Origin of the sequence: Kitasatospora sp. NPDC050463, assembly GCF_040655255.1 — a bacterium.
Taxonomy (GTDB): Bacteria; Actinomycetota; Actinomycetes; order Streptomycetales; family Streptomycetaceae; genus Kitasatospora.
The window spans coordinates 1-15,537 of sequence record NZ_JBFAJO010000042.1; the positions used below are offsets into that span (position 1 = coordinate 1).

The window sequence follows — 15,537 nt, forward strand, 5'->3', positions numbered from 1 at the left end:
GCACCGCCCACGCGGCCGATGCGGCGTACGTGATGTGCTACTTCACCGAGTCGAACGACCTCGGCGCGGGCACCGACTACGGCCTCCACCTTATTCCACTCCCCGGCCCTCGCCGTACCCGCGCCGCCCGGCCGGTCAGTCCTGCTGACCGGTGCGCAGCACCGTCTCGCGGATGAACAGCACCGTGACGAAGGCCAGCAGCGCGAACGGCGCGGCGACCAGGAACACCACGCCCACACCGTGCCCGAAGGCGTCCGTCACCAGCGGGACGATCGGAGCGGGCAGCGTGTGCAGGTCCGGGATCCCGCCGCCGGCCGCGGCGCCGGCGGCCGGGACGTGCGCGGCCGCCAGGTTCTCGGTCAGGTAGTGGCCGACCCGGTCGGTCATCAGGGCCCCGAGCGCGGAGACGCCCATCGCGCCGCCCATGGTGCGGAAGAAGGTGACCACCGAGCTGGCCGCGCCGAGTTCGTGGCGCGGCACGGTGTTCTGCACCGCGAGCACGAGGTTCTGCATGGTCAGGCCGAGGCCGATGCCGGTGATCGCCATGTAGACGGAGAGCAGCCCGTAGTCGGTGTCGGCCCGGGCGGTGCCGAGCAGCCCGAAGCCGATGGCCAGCATCAGGGTGCCGGCGACCAGGTAGGCCTTCCACCGGCCGTACTTGGTGATCAGCCGGCCCGCCACGGTGGAGGCGACGGCCAGACCGAGGATCATCGGCAGTGTCATCAGGCCGGCGATGGTCGGGGACTTCTCCCTGGCCAGCTGGAAGTACTGGCTGAGGAAGGTGGTCGCGCCGTACATCCCGATGCCGACCAGCACGCTGGCGAGCGCCGCCAGGGTGACGGTGCGGTGGCGGAAGAGGCTCGGCGGGATGATCGGCTCGGCGGCGCGCTTCTCGATCACCACGGCGAGCGCACCCAGCAGCAGGCCGCCGCCCACCATGGCCGCGGTCTGCCAGGAGAGCCAGGCGTAGTTCTTGCCGGCCAGCGTGATCCAGATCATCAGCAGGCTGACGGCTCCGGTGATGGCCAGGGCGCCCAGGTAGTCGATCTTCACCTCGCGCTTGACCACCGGCAGCTTCAGGGTGCGCTGCAGCACCGCGATCGCGGCCAGCGCGAACGGGATCCCGACGTAGAAGCACCAGCGCCAGCCCAGCCAGGAGGTGTCCACGATGACGCCGCCGATCAGCGGTCCGCCGATGGTGGCGAGGGCGAAGACCGCGCCGAAGTAGCCGCTGTACCGGCCGCGCTCGCGCGGCGGGACCATCGCCGCCAGGCAGATCTGGGCCAGCGCGGTGACACCGCCGGCGCCGATGCCCTGCAGCGCGCGGCAGGCGATCAGCTCACCGGTGTTCTGGGTGAGGCCGGCCAGCGCGGAGGAGGCGATGTAGATCACCAGGGCGATCTGCAGCAGCAGCTTCTTGCTGGCGAGGTCGGACAGCTTGCCCCAGATCGGGGTGGAGGCGGTGAGGGTGAGCAGGGTGGCGGTGATGACCCAGGTGTAGGCGGACTGGCCCCCGTGCAGGTCGGTGAGGATGCGCGGCAGGGCGTTGGAGACGACCGTCGACGACAGCACGGCCACGAAGAGGCCGAGCAGCAGGCCGGACAGCGCTTCCATCACCTGCCGGTGCGTCATGGGTCGGTCGTCGGCGGTGGCGGCTCCGGTCGCGGTTCGGGTGGCGACGGTCATCTGGGTCCTTCGGCGGGTGCGGGGGAGCGGGAGGCGGCAGACGGGAAGCGGGGAATCGTTGCCTTAGGCAACCATAGGATCGATGGTTGCTTAAGGCAACTTTCTTCAAGCCCGAGTAAAGTCCCGCACCGCGACCCGCCCCGGCCCGCCGCCCTCAGGTCCCGACAGCCTCCCCGACCACGTCGTTGAAGCGGTGCAACAGCCCGGCGAAGCGGATCACGTCCTCCTCCGACCAGTTGGCCATCAGCTCGCGCACCCGCTCGATCCGGGCGTCCCGCGCCCCCAGGTAACGCCGCCGGCCGTCCTCGGTGAGCGAGACCAGCGCCGACCGGCGGTCCTGCGGATCCACCTCCCGGGCCACCAGGCCGAGCTCCTCCAGCGTCCGGACCTGCCGGCTCACCGTGGCCTTGCCCACCGCGAAGTGCACGCCGACGTCGGTCACCCGCACCCGCCCGGCCTGCTCGATGTAGCCGAGCATGCTGTACGCCGTCCCCTCCAGGCTGGGGTGGACCCGGCGGGAGAGCTCCGCCACCCTCGCCCGGCCCCGGCGGAACATCAGCGCGACCTCGCGCTCCACCGCCAGCAGGGGCTCCTCGTCATTCGCCGCACTCACCGCGCAAGTATCCCGCAGCACACCGCACCCGAATGCGGCGCGGGAAATCGGGAAGGCCGACTAGTTGATGGTATGAATTATCCCGTTTTCCCCGATAGGCAAGGAGATGTGGATGACCTCCCCAGGGCAGGGACCGAGGACCGGGCTCGTCGCCGAACTGAAGGGGGCGGTCACCCCCCGCGCGGCGCTGCTGGTGATCGCCGTCCTTCTCCTCCAGCTCGGCTTCATCACCTCGTACGTCGGCGCCCTCCATAGCCCCACCCCGCACGAGCTCTCGATCGCGGTGGTCGCCCCGCCACAGGTCTCCCCCAAGCTGGTCGAGGCGCTGGAAGCGGTACCCGACGACGCGGTGAAGGCCGTCACCGCGCCCGACGCGCAGACCGCCACCGCGCAGATCAAGGACCAGAAGATCTACGCCGCGATGGTGGTGGACCCGGCCGGCACCGAGGACACCCTGCTGGTCGCCAACGCCCGCGGTCCGGCCGCCGCCCGGGCCGCCGAGAGCATCGTCACGGCGATCGACCGCAGCCAGGGGCGGACCGTCCGGACCGTGGACACCATTCCGTTGGCCAAGGGCGACACCAACGGCCTCTCCTCCTTCTACCTGGTGATCGGCTGGTGCGTCGGCGGCTACCTGGTCGCCTCGATCCTCGGCGTCAGCGCCGGCGCGAAGCCCGCCAACGCCTACCGGGCGCTGATCCGGCTCGCCACCCTGGCCCTGTACTCGATCGCGGCCGGCATCGGCGGCGCGGTGATCGTCGGCCCGGCACTGAACGCGCTGCCCGGCTCGTTCTGGGGCCTGTCCGCTCTGGGCGCCCTCGTGGTGTTCACGGTCGGTGCGTTCACCATGGCGCTGCAGTGCCTGTTCGACATCATCGGCATCGGTGTCGCGGTGCTGATCTTCGTGGTGCTGGGCAATCCCAGCGCGGGCGGGGTCTTCCCGCCGCCGATGATGCCCCCGTTCTGGCGGGCCATCGGCGCCTGGATCCCGAACGGCGCCGGCACGGACGCGGCCCGCTCGATCGCCTACTTCGGTGCGACGAACCTCGGCATGCCCCTGCTGGTACTGCTGGTCTGGGCGCTGATCGGCGTCGCGGTCACCTTCGCCGCCGTCCTGCGCCGCCCGCGCGGCGGCCGCGAGCTGGTGCACCCCTCATAGCCCAGCGCCCCGGCCCGGGTCGGCCCGACGCACGGCCACCGCTACGCGTCGAGCCCGCCCGGGTCGGCGACGACCGCCCGGACCACGCCCACCGCCGCCCCCAGCAGCGGACCGCGCCGCCCCAGCCGGGAGACCGTCAGCCGCTCGTCCGACCAGGGGCGGACGGTCACCCGGGCCGCCAGCTCGGCCCGCATCCCCGGCAGCAGCCAGGGCGCCAGTCGGGCGTAGCCGCCGCCCAGCACCACCTCGGCCGGGTCGAGCAGGTTGACCGCCCCGGCCGAAGCGATCCCCAGCGCCGAACCGGCCCCGCCCAGCGCCCGGTGCACGTCCTCGTCCCCGGCCTCGGCCCGCTCGGCGAGCAGCGCCACCCAGTCGCCCCGGATCCCCTTCAGACCCGCCACCCGCATGACCGCCGTCTCCCCCGCGTACTGCTCCAGGCAGCCGTGCGCCCCGCAGGCGCAGCGCGGTCCGTCCGGGTGGACCGGCACGTGCCCCAGCTCGCCCGCGTAGCCGTGCGCCCCGCGCATCAGCCGGCCGCCGACCACGATCGCCGCGCCGACGCCGGCCTCGGCCGAGACGTGCAGGAAGTGCTCCGGGGCGCCGCCCAGCCAGAGTTCGGCGAGCCCGCCCAGATTGGCCTCGTTGTCGGCGCTCACCGGCAGCTCGGCCAGGCCCTCGGCGCCGGCCGCACGCAGCGCGAGCCGTAGTTCGGCGGCCAGCGAGACGTCCCGCCAGCCGAGGTTGGCAGCGTGCTGGAGCACCCCGCCGCCGTCCCCGACCAGCCCGGGCACGGCCAGCATCAGCCCGACCGGGCGCAGTCCCGCGTCGGCGACGGCCCGGCGCAGCAGCTCGGCCAGGTCGGCCATCACGGCGGCCGGCCGCCGGTCCCGGTTGCGGATCTCCTGACGGTGCCAGGCGCGGACCTCGCCGCGCAGGTCGACCACGCAGGCGCCGAGGTGCTCCACACCGATCTCGGCGCCCAGACCGGCCGGTCCCTCGGGATTGAGGCCGAGGGCGGTGCCGGGCCGGCCGACCTTGCCGCTGGGCGCGGCCGGGCCCTCCTCGACCACCAGCTCGGCCGCGATCAGCTCCTCGGCGAGCGAGGACACCGCCGCCCTGGTCAGCCCGCTCTCGGCGGCCACCTCGGCGCGCGAGCGCGGGGCGCTCGCGATCACGCCGAGCACCAGCGCCAGATTGGCCCGGCGCATGCCCTGCTGGCTGGCCGGTCCGGCCCGGAGGCCGTCCGTCTCGCGCATCGCGCTCACCCCGCTCAGCTTCCGCCCGCCTCGCCGGTGGGCGGGTCCCGCAGTTCCGGACAGGCGTTTGCAGCGTAACCGCGTTCGGCCGGCCGTTCCCGGCGGGCGCGGACCGAGCGGCCGTCCGGTCCGACCGCCCGCTCCGCCGGGCCGCTAGGGAATCCGCTGCGGTTGCTCCACGCGGGTGACGGCGGGCTCGGCGAAGCGGACGAACACCCAGCGCTGCATCGCCCAGAAGCGGAACAGCATCGCGACGAAGGTGCCGACCACCATCCCGCTCAGGAAGTCGGCCACCTCCTGGGTGAGCGCCGTCACCTGGGGCTCACGCAGGTCCAGGACGTAGCGCGAGACGACCAGCGGGAGATCGTTGACGCCGATCGCCACCACGCTGACCAGGAGGAACAGCAGCACCTCACGCCGGTGACCCCGGGCCCGGAAGGCCCACCGGCGGTTGAGCACGTACGACACCGCGGTGGCCACCACGGTCGCGATGGTGAGTGCCACCACCGGTTTGTGCTCCAGCACGGTGAACTTCAGCGAAAAGTTGATCACCGTCGTCAGCACGAAGCAGGTGCCCCCGACCAGCAGGACCTTCACCAGCCTGCGGTGCTTGACCAGGAACGGACGCAACCCGGCCGGCACCTTGGCCAGGGCGCGCTGAGTGGGGGACGGCATCTTCGCAGTCTCCCGCACCGGGGCTGCCGACGCTCCGGAGGACGGGCAGCGGCCCGGCAGGAGCCTGATGCTCCGCCGGGCCGCCGCCCGCTCCGCACCGCCGTCAGGCCGCGACCAGCACCTCGGCCGGCTCCAGGGCCAGCTTCAGCACCTCCCGCACGTCCGCGACCGGGTGGACGGTGAGCCGCTCCAGCACCTCGGCCGGGACGTCGTCCAGGTCGGCCTCGTTGCGCTTGGGGATGATCACCGTGCTGACCCCGGCCCGGTCGGCGGCGAGCAGCTTCTGCTTCACCCCGCCGATCGGCAGCACCCGCCCGGTCAGCGACACCTCGCCCGTCATCGCCACGTCCGTCCGCACCCGGCGCCCGGAGAGCAGCGAGGCCAGCGCGGTGGTCATGGTGATGCCGGCGCTGGGCCCGTCCTTGGGGACGGCCCCGGCGGGGACGTGCAGGTGCACGCCCCGGTCGCGCAGCGAGGTGACCGGCAGCTCCAGCTCGGCACCGCGCGAGCGCAGGTAGGAGAGCGCGATGTGCGCGGACTCCTTCATCACGTCGCCCAGCTGCCCGGTGAGGGTGAGCCCGGTGCCGCCCGTCTCGGCGTCCGCCAGCGAGGCCTCGATGAACAGGACGTCGCCGCCGGCGCCCGTCACCGCCAGGCCGGTCGCCACACCGGGAACGGCGGTGCGCCGTTCGGCCGGCTCCTGGGCCGCCTCGGGAACGTGGTGCGGCCGGCCGATCAGCGCGCGAAGGTCCTCGGCGCCGATCTGCGCGGGCAGCTCGCGCTCGCCCAGCTCGACCTGTGCGGCGACCTTGCGCAGCACCCGGGCGATCGAGCGTTCGAGGGTGCGGACGCCGGCCTCGCGGGTGTACTCGCCGGCGAGCCGGCGCAGCGCCTCCTGCTCGACCCGGACCTCCTCGCCCTTCAGCCCGGCCTTCTCCAGCTGGCGCGGGAGCAGGTGCTCCCGGGCGATGACGACCTTCTCGTCCTCGGTGTAGCCGTCCAGTCGGACCAGCTCCATCCGGTCGAGCAGCGCCTCGGGGATGGCCTCCAGCACATTGGCGGTGGCGAGGAAGACCACGTCCGAGAGGTCCAGCTCGACCTCCAGGTAGTGGTCCCGGAAGGTGTGGTTCTGCGCCGGGTCCAGCACCTCCAGCAGGGCGGCCGCCGGGTCGCCCCGGTAGTCGGAGCCGACCTTGTCGATCTCGTCGAGCAGGACGACCGGGTTCATCGAGCCGGCCTCCTTGATGGCGCGCACCAGGCGGCCGGGGAGCGCGCCGACGTAGGTGCGCCGGTGGCCGCGGATCTCCGCCTCGTCCCGGACGCCGCCGAGCGCCACCCGGACGAAGCTGCGGCCCATCGCCCGGGCCACCGACTCGCCCAGCGAGGTCTTGCCGACGCCGGGCGGCCCGACCAGGGCCAGCACCGCGCCGCCCGCCCGTCGCCCGCCGCCACCCTTCCTGGGGAGTGCTTCGGGCTGCCCGTCCCCGGTGCCGCCGACCAGGTCGAGCCCCTGGTCGGCCCGGCGCTTGCGGACCGCGAGGTACTCGACGATGCGGTCCTTGACGTCGCCGAGCCCGGCGTGGTCCGCGTCCAGTACGGCGCGGGCGCCCGCGATGTCGTAGGCGTCCTCGGTGCGCTCGTTCCAGGGCAGCTCCAGGACGGTGTCCAGCCAGGTGCGGATCCAGGAGCCCTCGGGCGACTGGTCGGACGCCCGCTCCAGCTTGTCGACCTCCTTGAGCGCGGCCTCGCGGACCTTCTCCGGCAGGTCGGCGGCCTCGACCCGGGCGCGGTAGTCGCCCTCCTCGTCGGCCGGGTCGCCGTTCAGCTCGGCCAGCTCCTTGCGGACGGCCTCCAGCTGGCGACGGAGGAGGAACTCCTTCTGCTGCTTGGCCACGCCCTCCTCGACGTCCTTGCGGATGGTGTCGTTGACCTCCTCCTCGGCGAGGTGGTCGCGCAGCAGCGTCAGGGCGTACTCCAGGCGGGCCACCTGGTCGGCCTCCAGCAGCACCTTGAGCTTCTGCTCGGCGGTGGCGAAGGACGCGTAGCCGATGTTGTCGGCCAGCTCGCCGACGCCCTCGATCTGGGCCACCCGGTCGACGATCTGCCAGGCGCCGCGCTTGCGCAGCCACTGGGTGGAGAGCGCCTTGTACTCCTTGACCAGCTCGGCGGCGCGGCCGGCCACCGGCGCGCCGACCGAGGACTCCCGGAACGGCGTGGTCTCCACCCAGAGCGCGGCGCCCGGTCCGGTGGTGCCGACACCGATCCGGACCCGGCGCACGGCGCGGACCAGCGCGGCCGGCTCCCCGTCGGCCAGCCGGCCGACCTGCTCGACGGTGGCGAGGGCGCCGACCGCCGCGTACGAGCCGTCCACCCGCGGAACCAGCAGTACCTGGGGCTTCGCGGTGCCGGTGGCCGCGGCCCGGGCAGCCTCGACCGCGGCGCGCACCTCGGTGTCCTTCAGATCCAGCGGGACCACCATGCCCGGGAGCACGACCTCGTCGTCGAGCGGCAGCACGGGCAGGGTGAGCGGTGTGGACGTCGATGCCATGATCTCTCCCCAGTCAGCGAAGTTGAGTTGACCTGACTAAGGTTGCACGGGCATCGAATGTTCCCTCCGGGCCGTTCGCCATGAGCGAACAGGGAGGGCCATCGGGGGGTCTGTCAAAAACGCCTCGCGGGCCACCCGCGGAGCTACGCGCGATCCAGCACGGCGGCCGGCCCGCCGGCGGCCTGCGCCGCACCCGGGGAAGCGGCCGGGGCCGCCTCGGAGCGGCGCCACCGGCGGTCGGGCCCGCGCCGGAGCCAGCGCCAGAGCGCCACTCCGGTCAGCACCGCCACCGGGTGGCCGATCCCGGTCACCAGGTCCCGGTCGCCGGCGATCTGCTCGGCGAGCAGGACGGCGGCGCCGCCGAGCGCCAGCAGCCGCCCGCGCGGCGACAGCAGCCCGGCCAGCGCACCGAGACTGACCAGGACGCCGTAGCTGACACCGATGTCCAGGGAGTCCAATGCCCCGGACTCCATCCGGCCGGTCGCCACCGCGGCGATGACCACCGACTGGGAGAGCACCGTCGCCGTGACGTGGCCGATCGCGAAGACCGCCGCCGCCCGCACGGAGCCCACCCGGCGCTCCAGCGGTGCGACGGTCAGGGCGAAGGCCCAGAGGTACGGCATCCAGATCGTGCCGGCCACCCAGAAGCCGCTGAACAGCAGCGCGCGCAGCGGATGGCACACCAGGTTGTGCCCGTCCGAGCTGGAAGCCTCCTGCAACCGGAGCACCAGCCCGGGGTCGGCCAGCTTGGCGAAGGTGGTGGTGGCGACGACGACGGCGAGGTAGCCGAGCGCGAAGGGGTTGCGCCGGGGCGTCGGCACCCGGGCGAGCACCCACTCGGCGAGCCCGGCCCGCAGGCCGAACCGCAGCATCCCGTAGGGCGGTCCCGGGCGCGGCCCGCTCCGCACAGCGCTCCTGCGTCGCTCCGCCATGCCGCCTCCGCTCCCGACCCGCAGCTTCCGGCCCCCGTCCGGTCCTCAACGTACCGGCGCGTGCCGGAAATCCCACCTGTGCGACTTGTCGTGACCACGGTACGTCCGGCTCCTGGGAGCCAGCTGGGAATACCCCGTGAACATCGAGTGGCGCGGCACTCCCGGATTGGTACAGACCTGCACTCCGTCTACACACGAGTAGCGGCTCTGACCGGCGGCTCGGCGTCAACTGGAGTGCATACGTACCGTTACGCAGTGAAAAATCGCCGGGTAAGGTACTGGCCCGTGCCCACTTCCGAGTGGGTCCGACGGGCGGCTCGACAGCCGCCCCGGGGGCCGGAAACGTCCGGTCCACCTGCCGGGAAGCACGTGGTGTCCGTACGCTGCGAAGTGTGCGGAAGAGGCGGGCAGTCCACACCTGTCCTTCGATTCCGCAGGCGCTACGGGACGGCGGACCCGGCACAGTCCACGACGGAACAAGACTACGAGCGGAGCCTCGCCATCCCCACAGGTGGCCGGCCCGCAGCCCTGGGGGCGGTGGCGTGACCGTGACAGAAATTCAGCAGGACAACCAGAACAGCGGCGGCACGGTGAGCAGCCAGCGCAGAGTGCTGGTGGTGGAGGACGAGCCCACGATCGCCGAGTCGATCGCGGCCCGGCTGGGCGCGGAGGGCTTCAAGGTCGCCGTGGCCCACGACGGCCCCGGCGCGGTCGACGGCTTCCACACCTGGCAGCCCGACCTGGTCGTGCTCGACATCATGCTGCCCGGCTTCGACGGCCTGGAGGTGTGCCGCCGGATCCAGGCCCAACGCCCGGTACCGGTCCTGATGCTGACCGCGCGCGACGACGAGACGGACCTGCTGGTCGGCCTCGGCGTGGGCGCCGACGACTACATGACCAAGCCGTTCTCCATGCGGGAGCTGGCGGCCCGTGTCAACGTCCTGCTGCGCCGCGTCGAGCGCGCCCAGCAGGCGGCCCGCACCCCGGCCCTCGGCTCGCTGCGCTTCGGCGAGTTGGAGATCGACCACGTGCAGCGCCGGGTCCGGCTGGCCTCGGGCGACGTCCACCTGACGCCGACCGAGTTCGACCTGCTGGCCTGCCTGGCCGCACAACCGCGCGCGGTACTCACCCGCGAGCAACTGCTGGCCGAGGTCTGGGACTGGACGGACGCGTCCGGCACCCGCACCGTGGACAGCCACGTCAAGGCGCTGCGCCGCAAGATCGGTGCCAGCTGGATCCGCACCGTCCACGGGGTCGGCTACGCGCTGGAAGCTCCGCTCTCATAGCGGCGCCTCGGGCGACGGGCCTCCGGGGGGCCCGTGTCCCGAACCGCCGTGCCCGCGCGGGGAACCACAGCCCGCGGGGATCACAGGGGACCAATGACCTTTCCACAGCAACGCAACGGGGACGCCGACGGCGCCCGCCGGCCCACGCTGGCCGCCCGAGCCGCCCACCGGCTCTGGGCCGACATGCGGCCGCTCGACCCGGTCCGATCGATCAAGGGCAAACTCGCCCTCCTGGTGATCGTCTCGGTCTTCCTCGCCACCGGCATGGTCGTGGTGGCGATCCGCTCCGAGACGCAGATCCGGATCATCATGGTCTTCTCCATGATCGCCTCACTGCTCTTCATGCAGTTCCTCGCGCACGGGCTGACCGCCCCGCTGCGCGACATGACCGCCGCCGCCCGCGCGATGGCCTCGGGCGACTACAGCCGCCGGGTCGAGGTGGGTTCCCGCGACGAGATCGGCGAGCTGGCGGCCGCCTTCAACCAGATGGCGGCCGACCTGGAGGCCGCCGACCGGCACCGCCGCGAGCTGGTCGCCAACGTCTCCCACGAACTGCGCACGCCCATCGCCGCGCTGCGCGCCGTACTGGAGAACGTGGTCGACGGCGTGGTCCAGCCGAACCCGGCGACCCTGGGCGCCGCACTGGTACAGACCGAGCGGCTCGGCCGGCTGGTCACCCACCTGCTCGACCTGTCCAAGATCGACGACGGGGTGGTCGACCTGGACGCGCGGCCCTTCGAGGTGCGCGAGTTCCTGGACGGCGTGCTGCGCGGCGTCACCGTGGACGGTGCGACGGCCGGCGGGGCCTTCTCCCGGCGCGGGGACGTCCGGCTGGCCCTGGAGGTCAGCCCGGCCGGCCTGACCGGCGTGGCGGACCCGGAGCGGCTCCACCAGGTGGTCGCCAACCTGGTCGACAACGCCTGCAAGCACTCCCCGCCCGGCGGCACCGTGACGGTCCGGGCCCGGCCCGGCGGCGAGCCCGGCGCCCTGCTGCTGGAGGTCGAGGACGAGGGGCCGGGCATCCCGGCTGCCGACCGCACCCGGGTCTTCGAGCGGTTCAGCCGCAGTGGCACCGCCACCGCCCAGGGGTCCGGCTCCGACGGCGGCACGGGCCTGGGGCTGGCCATCGCCCGCTGGGCGGTGGACCTGCACGGCGGGCGGATCGAGGTGGCCGAGGCCGCGCCCGGCTGCCGGATCGAGGTCCGCCTGCCCGGCCCGCGGTAGCGCCCGACCGGGCGCCGGCCCGGGGCCGGCACCCGGCGCCCGGGCGGCGATCCGCGTCGAACGGACTTCGCCCGCATGTCACAGAACCGACACAGACGTAGACGGACGATCCAGGAGGCCCCGGACAATGATTTGTCCGGTTTCATCCGGATATGGTGGCTGATCGGAAGTGATCGCTTCCCCTCCGAGGCGGCTTTCTAACGTACATTTTCAGCCAACCTGCAGGTCAGGACTGTGATCTGGGCGACGCCTGAGCCCTGGGGACTGCGCGATCACTGGTCAGGGGCGTAGCCTTAATCCCCGCTGTCCAAACATCCCAAAAGGAAGCGGAAGAGGGCGGTTGCCGCCGTGTCGCCACAGTCCCAAGAAACCCCCAACAGCTCGGCAAGCTCCACTGGCTTCGGCCCCAATGAGTGGCTCGTCGACGAGATCTACCAGCAGTACCTCCAGGACCCGAACTCGGTCGACCGAGCCTGGTGGGACTTTTTCGCCGACTACAAGCCCGGTACCGAGGTGACCCCAGTGACCCAGGCCGCGACCCAGGTCGGCCCCACGCCGACCCCCGTTGCCGCCCCCGCGCCCGCCGCTGCTGCTCCGGCCGCACCCGCCCCCGCAGCACCGGCCGCGCCCGCGCCGGCCCCTGCGGCCGCGGCACCCGCGCCCCTCGCCGCAGCTCCTGCCGCGCCGCCGGCCCCCAAGGCCGCCGCTCCGGCGCCGGCCGCGCCCGCCGAGACCGGCCCCGAGCTGGTCCAGCTCCGCGGCCCCTCCAAGGCGGTGGCGACCAACATGGACGCCTCGCTGGAGGTGCCGACGGCGACCTCCGTGCGCGCCGTACCGGCCAAGCTGTTGATCGACAACCGCATCGTCATCAACAACCACCTGCAGCGCGCCCGTGGTGGCAAGGTCTCCTTCACCCACCTGATCGGCTACGCCCTGGTCCAGGCCATCAAGGCCTCGCCGGGCATGAACCACAGCTACCAGGTGAAGGACGGCAAGTCGTACCTGGTCAAGCCCGAGCACGTGAACCTGGGCCTGGCCATCGACCTGGTGAAGCCGAACGGCGACCGCCAGCTCGTGGTCGCGGCGATCAAGAAGGCCGAGACCCTCGACTTCTTCGGCTTCTGGCAGGCCTACGAGGACATCGTCCGCCGGGCCCGCGCCAACAAGCTGACCATGGACGACTTCACCGGCGTCACGGTCTCGCTGACCAACCCCGGCGGCATCGGCACCGTGCACTCCGTGCCGCGCCTGATGCAGAACCAGGGCACCATCGTCGGCGTCGGCGCCATGGAGTACCCGGCCGAGTTCCAGGGCTCCGCCCCGGAGACGCTGTCCCGTCTCGGCGTCTCCAAGATCATGACGCTGACCTCGACCTACGACCACCGCGTCATCCAGGGTGCGGCGTCCGGCGAGTTCCTGCGCGAGATCCACCGGCTGCTGCTGGGCGAGAACGGCTTCTACGACGAGATCTTCGAGTCGCTCCGGATCCCGTACGAGCCGGTCCGCTGGGCCACCGACGTGGCGACCACGCACGACGACGAGGTCAACAAGACCGCGCGCGTCATCGAGCTGATCCACTCCTACCGGGTCCGCGGCCACCTGATGGCCGACACCGACCCGCTGGAGTACAAGCAGCGCAAGCACCCCGACCTGGACGTCACCACTCACGGCCTCACCCTGTGGGACCTGGAGCGCGAGTTCGCGGTCGGCGGCTTCGGCGGCCAGCGGATGATGAAGCTGCGCGACATCCTCGGTCTGCTGCGCAACACCTACTGCCGCACGGTCGGCATCGAGTACATGCACATCCAGGACCCGACGCAGCGCAAGTGGCTGCAGGACCGCCTGGAGAAGCCGTACACCAAGCCGGAGCGCGAGGAGCAGCTGCGCATCCTGCGCCGGCTGAACTCGGCCGAGGCCTTCGAGACCTTCCTGCAGACCAAGTACGTCGGGCAGAAGCGCTTCTCGCTGGAGGGCGGCGAGTCGCTCATCCCGCTGCTGGACGCGACCATCGACTCGGCGGCCGAGCACCGCCTGGACGAGGCCGTCATCGGCATGGCCCACCGCGGCCGCCTGAACGTGCTGGCCAACATCGTCGGCAAGCCGTACGGCAAGATCTTCGGCGAGTTCGAGGGCAACCTCGACCCGAAGTCGATGCACGGCTCCGGCGACGTGAAGTACCACCTCGGCTCCGAGGGCACCTTCACCGGCCTGGACGGCGAGACCATCAAGGTCTCGCTCGCCGCGAACCCCTCCCACCTGGAGGCCGTGGACCCGGTCGTCGAGGGCATCGCCCGCGCCAAGCAGGACATCCTGGACCAGGGCGGCACCACCTTCCCGGTGCTGCCGATCCAGATCCACGGCGACGCGGCCTTCGCCGGCCAGGGCGTCGTCGCGGAGACCCTGAACATGTCGCAGCTGCGCGGCTACCGCACCGGCGGCACCGTGCACGTCGTGGTCAACAACCAGGTCGGCTTCACCGCCGCGCCCGCGAGCAGCCGCTCGTCGATGTACTGCACCGACGTGGCCCGCATGATCGAGGCGCCGATCTTCCACGTGAACGGCGACGACCCGGAGGCCGTGGTCCGCGTCGCGCGGCTCGCCTTCGAGTTCCGCCAGGCGTTCCACAAGGACGTCGTGATCGACCTCATCTGCTACCGCCGCCGCGGTCACAACGAGGCCGACAACCCGTCGTTCACCCAGCCGCTGATGTACGACCTGATCGACAAGAAGCGCTCGGTGCGCAAGCTGTACACCGAGGGCCTGATCGGTCGCGGCGACATCACCATGGAAGAGGCGGAGCAGGCGCTCCAGGACTTCCAGGGCCAGCTGGAGAAGGTCTTCGCCGAGGTCCGCGACGCCGCCCAGACGCCGGCCCCGGCCGCCAACGGCAAGCCGCAGGCGGACTTCCCGGTCAACATCCAGACCGGCATCTCCCAGGAGATGGTCAAGCGGATCGCCGCCTCGCAGGTCAACCTGCCGGACTGGCTGACCGTCCACCCGCGTCTGCTGCCGCAGCTGCAGCGCCGCGCTTCCTCGGTCGAGGACAACACCATCGACTGGGCGATGGGCGAGACCCTCGCCATCGGCTCGCTGCTGATGGAGGGCCACCCGGTCCGCCTCGCCGGCCAGGACAGCCGACGCGGCACCTTCGGCCAGCGCCACGCGGTGCTGATCGACCGGGTCTCCGGCGAGGACTACACCCCGCTGCTGTACCTGACCGAGGACCAGGCCCGCTACACCGTGTACGACAGCCTGCTGTCCGAGTACGCGGCGATGGGCTTCGAGTACGGCTACTCGCTGACCCGGCCGAACTCGCTGGTCATGTGGGAGGCGCAGTTCGGCGACTTCGTCAACGGCGCGCAGACCGTGGTGGACGAGTACATCGCCTCCGCCGAGCAGAAGTGGGGCCAGCACTCCGGCGTCACCCTGCTGCTGCCGCACGGCTACGAGGGCCAGGGCCCGGACCACTCGTCCGCCCGCCCGGAGCGCTTCCTGCAGCTGTGCGCGCAGAACAACATGACGGTCGCCATGCCGACCCTGCCGTCGAACTACTTCCACCTGCTGCGCTGGCAGGCGCACAACCCGCACCACAAGCCGCTGGTCGTCTTCACCCCGAAGTCGATGCTGCGTCTGAAGGCCGCGGCGAGTGCCACCGAGGAGTTCCTGTCCGGCTCGTTCCGCCCGGTCATCGGTGACACCACCGTCGACCCGGCGAACGTCCGCAAGGTCGTCATCACGGCGGGCAAGTTCTACTACGACGTCGAGGCGGCCCGTACCGAGCGCGGGGTCACCGACACCGCGATCGTCCGGGTCGAGCGGCTCTACCCGCTGCCGGTGGCCGAGCTCCAGGAGGAGCTGGGCCGCTACGGCGACGACGTCCAGTTCGTCTGGGCGCAGGAGGAGCCGGCCAACCAGGGTGCCTGGCCGTTCATCGCGATGAACCTGGTCGACCACCTGCAGGTCGTCGTCGGCCGCAGCGCCAACGGTTCGCGGCTGCGCCGCGTCGCCCGGACGGCCTCCTCGGCCCCCGCGGTCGGCTCGGCCAAGCGTCACGCCGCCGAGCAGCAGGCGCTGCTGGAGGAGATCTTCACCATCTGAGCCCGCTCCGACTCCGGTCGGGCTCGAACGGCCCCGGTCCCCGCGCACACCGCGCGGGGC

The 15,537-nt window shown here is 72.2% G+C and carries 10 protein-coding genes; 4 read left to right on the forward strand and 6 right to left on the reverse strand.

Features of this window, described 5'->3' with window-relative positions; all coding sequences use genetic code 11:
- Nucleotides 1-135: 135 nt before the first annotated feature.
- Nucleotides 136-1,686 (reverse strand): MDR family MFS transporter, encoded by a 1,551-nt coding sequence (locus AB0J08_RS24930; RefSeq protein ID WP_360638362.1) that lies wholly within the window; start codon nt 1,684-1,686, stop codon nt 136-138.
- A gap of 154 nt (nt 1,687-1,840) precedes the next feature.
- Nucleotides 1,841-2,299: a MarR family transcriptional regulator gene (locus AB0J08_RS24935; RefSeq protein WP_360638365.1), complete on the reverse strand. Its 459-nt coding sequence runs from the start codon at nt 2,297-2,299 to the stop codon at nt 1,841-1,843.
- A 112-nt stretch (nt 2,300-2,411) separates the two neighbouring features.
- Between AB0J08_RS24935 and AB0J08_RS24940 the strand changes: the two genes are divergently transcribed.
- Nucleotides 2,412-3,458 carry an ABC transporter permease gene (locus AB0J08_RS24940; protein ID WP_360638368.1) on the forward strand — a complete coding sequence of 349 codons (1,047 nt, stop codon included), beginning with the start codon at nt 2,412-2,414 and terminating at the stop codon, nt 3,456-3,458.
- Nucleotides 3,459-3,499: 41 nt separating this feature from the next.
- On the opposite strand, the gene AB0J08_RS24945 is transcribed toward AB0J08_RS24940, so the two are convergent.
- The 4 genes from AB0J08_RS24945 to AB0J08_RS24960 form a co-directional block, all read right to left on the reverse strand.
- Nucleotides 3,500-4,714 (reverse strand): ROK family protein, encoded by a 1,215-nt coding sequence (locus AB0J08_RS24945; protein WP_360638371.1) that lies wholly within the window; start codon nt 4,712-4,714, stop codon nt 3,500-3,502.
- A 153-nt stretch (nt 4,715-4,867) separates the two neighbouring features.
- A complete protein-coding gene (locus AB0J08_RS24950) occupies nt 4,868-5,389 on the reverse strand; it encodes a GtrA family protein (RefSeq protein WP_360638373.1) in 522 nt (173 codons plus the stop codon).
- A 103-nt stretch (nt 5,390-5,492) separates the two neighbouring features.
- On the reverse strand, nt 5,493-7,937 hold the full coding sequence (gene lon / locus AB0J08_RS24955; RefSeq protein WP_360638376.1) for an endopeptidase La: 2,445 nt from the start codon (nt 7,935-7,937) through the stop codon (nt 5,493-5,495).
- A 143-nt stretch (nt 7,938-8,080) separates the two neighbouring features.
- Entirely contained in the window at nt 8,081-8,869 is a 789-nt protein-coding gene (locus AB0J08_RS24960) for a rhomboid-like protein (protein ID WP_360638379.1), read from the reverse strand.
- Nucleotides 8,870-9,417: 548 nt separating this feature from the next.
- Here AB0J08_RS24960 and AB0J08_RS24965 point away from each other — a divergent pair.
- The 3 genes from AB0J08_RS24965 to AB0J08_RS24975 all read left to right on the forward strand — a co-directional run bounded on the left by AB0J08_RS24965 (nt 9,418) and on the right by AB0J08_RS24975 (nt 15,477).
- Nucleotides 9,418-10,155 carry a response regulator transcription factor gene (locus AB0J08_RS24965; protein WP_209411241.1) on the forward strand — a complete coding sequence of 246 codons (738 nt, stop codon included), beginning with the start codon at nt 9,418-9,420 and terminating at the stop codon, nt 10,153-10,155.
- 93 nt (nt 10,156-10,248) lie between these two features.
- Nucleotides 10,249-11,379, forward strand: a complete 1,131-nt coding sequence (locus AB0J08_RS24970; RefSeq protein WP_360638382.1) for an ATP-binding protein — start codon at nt 10,249-10,251, stop codon at nt 11,377-11,379.
- 348 nt (nt 11,380-11,727) lie between these two features.
- Nucleotides 11,728-15,477 carry a multifunctional oxoglutarate decarboxylase/oxoglutarate dehydrogenase thiamine pyrophosphate-binding subunit/dihydrolipoyllysine-residue succinyltransferase subunit gene (locus AB0J08_RS24975; protein WP_360638385.1) on the forward strand — a complete coding sequence of 1,250 codons (3,750 nt, stop codon included), beginning with the start codon at nt 11,728-11,730 and terminating at the stop codon, nt 15,475-15,477.
- Nucleotides 15,478-15,537 lie beyond the last annotated feature (60 nt).

Excerpts from the sequence above, each read along its gene's own strand:
- AB0J08_RS24960 (WP_360638379.1), bottom strand. The coding sequence starts at position 8,869 with ATGGCGGAGCGACGCAGGAGCGCTGTGCGGAGCGGGCCGCGCCCGGGA.
- lon (WP_360638376.1), bottom strand. The coding sequence starts at position 7,937 with ATGGCATCGACGTCCACACCGCTCACCCTGCCCGTGCTGCCGCTCGAC.
- AB0J08_RS24970 (WP_360638382.1), top strand. The coding sequence starts at position 10,249 with ATGACCTTTCCACAGCAACGCAACGGGGACGCCGACGGCGCCCGCCGG.
- AB0J08_RS24950 (WP_360638373.1), bottom strand. The coding sequence starts at position 5,389 with ATGCCGTCCCCCACTCAGCGCGCCCTGGCCAAGGTGCCGGCCGGGTTG.
- AB0J08_RS24930 (WP_360638362.1), bottom strand. The coding sequence starts at position 1,686 with ATGACCGTCGCCACCCGAACCGCGACCGGAGCCGCCACCGCCGACGAC.
- AB0J08_RS24940 (WP_360638368.1), top strand. The coding sequence starts at position 2,412 with ATGACCTCCCCAGGGCAGGGACCGAGGACCGGGCTCGTCGCCGAACTG.
- AB0J08_RS24945 (WP_360638371.1), bottom strand. The coding sequence starts at position 4,714 with ATGCGCGAGACGGACGGCCTCCGGGCCGGACCGGCCAGCCAGCAGGGC.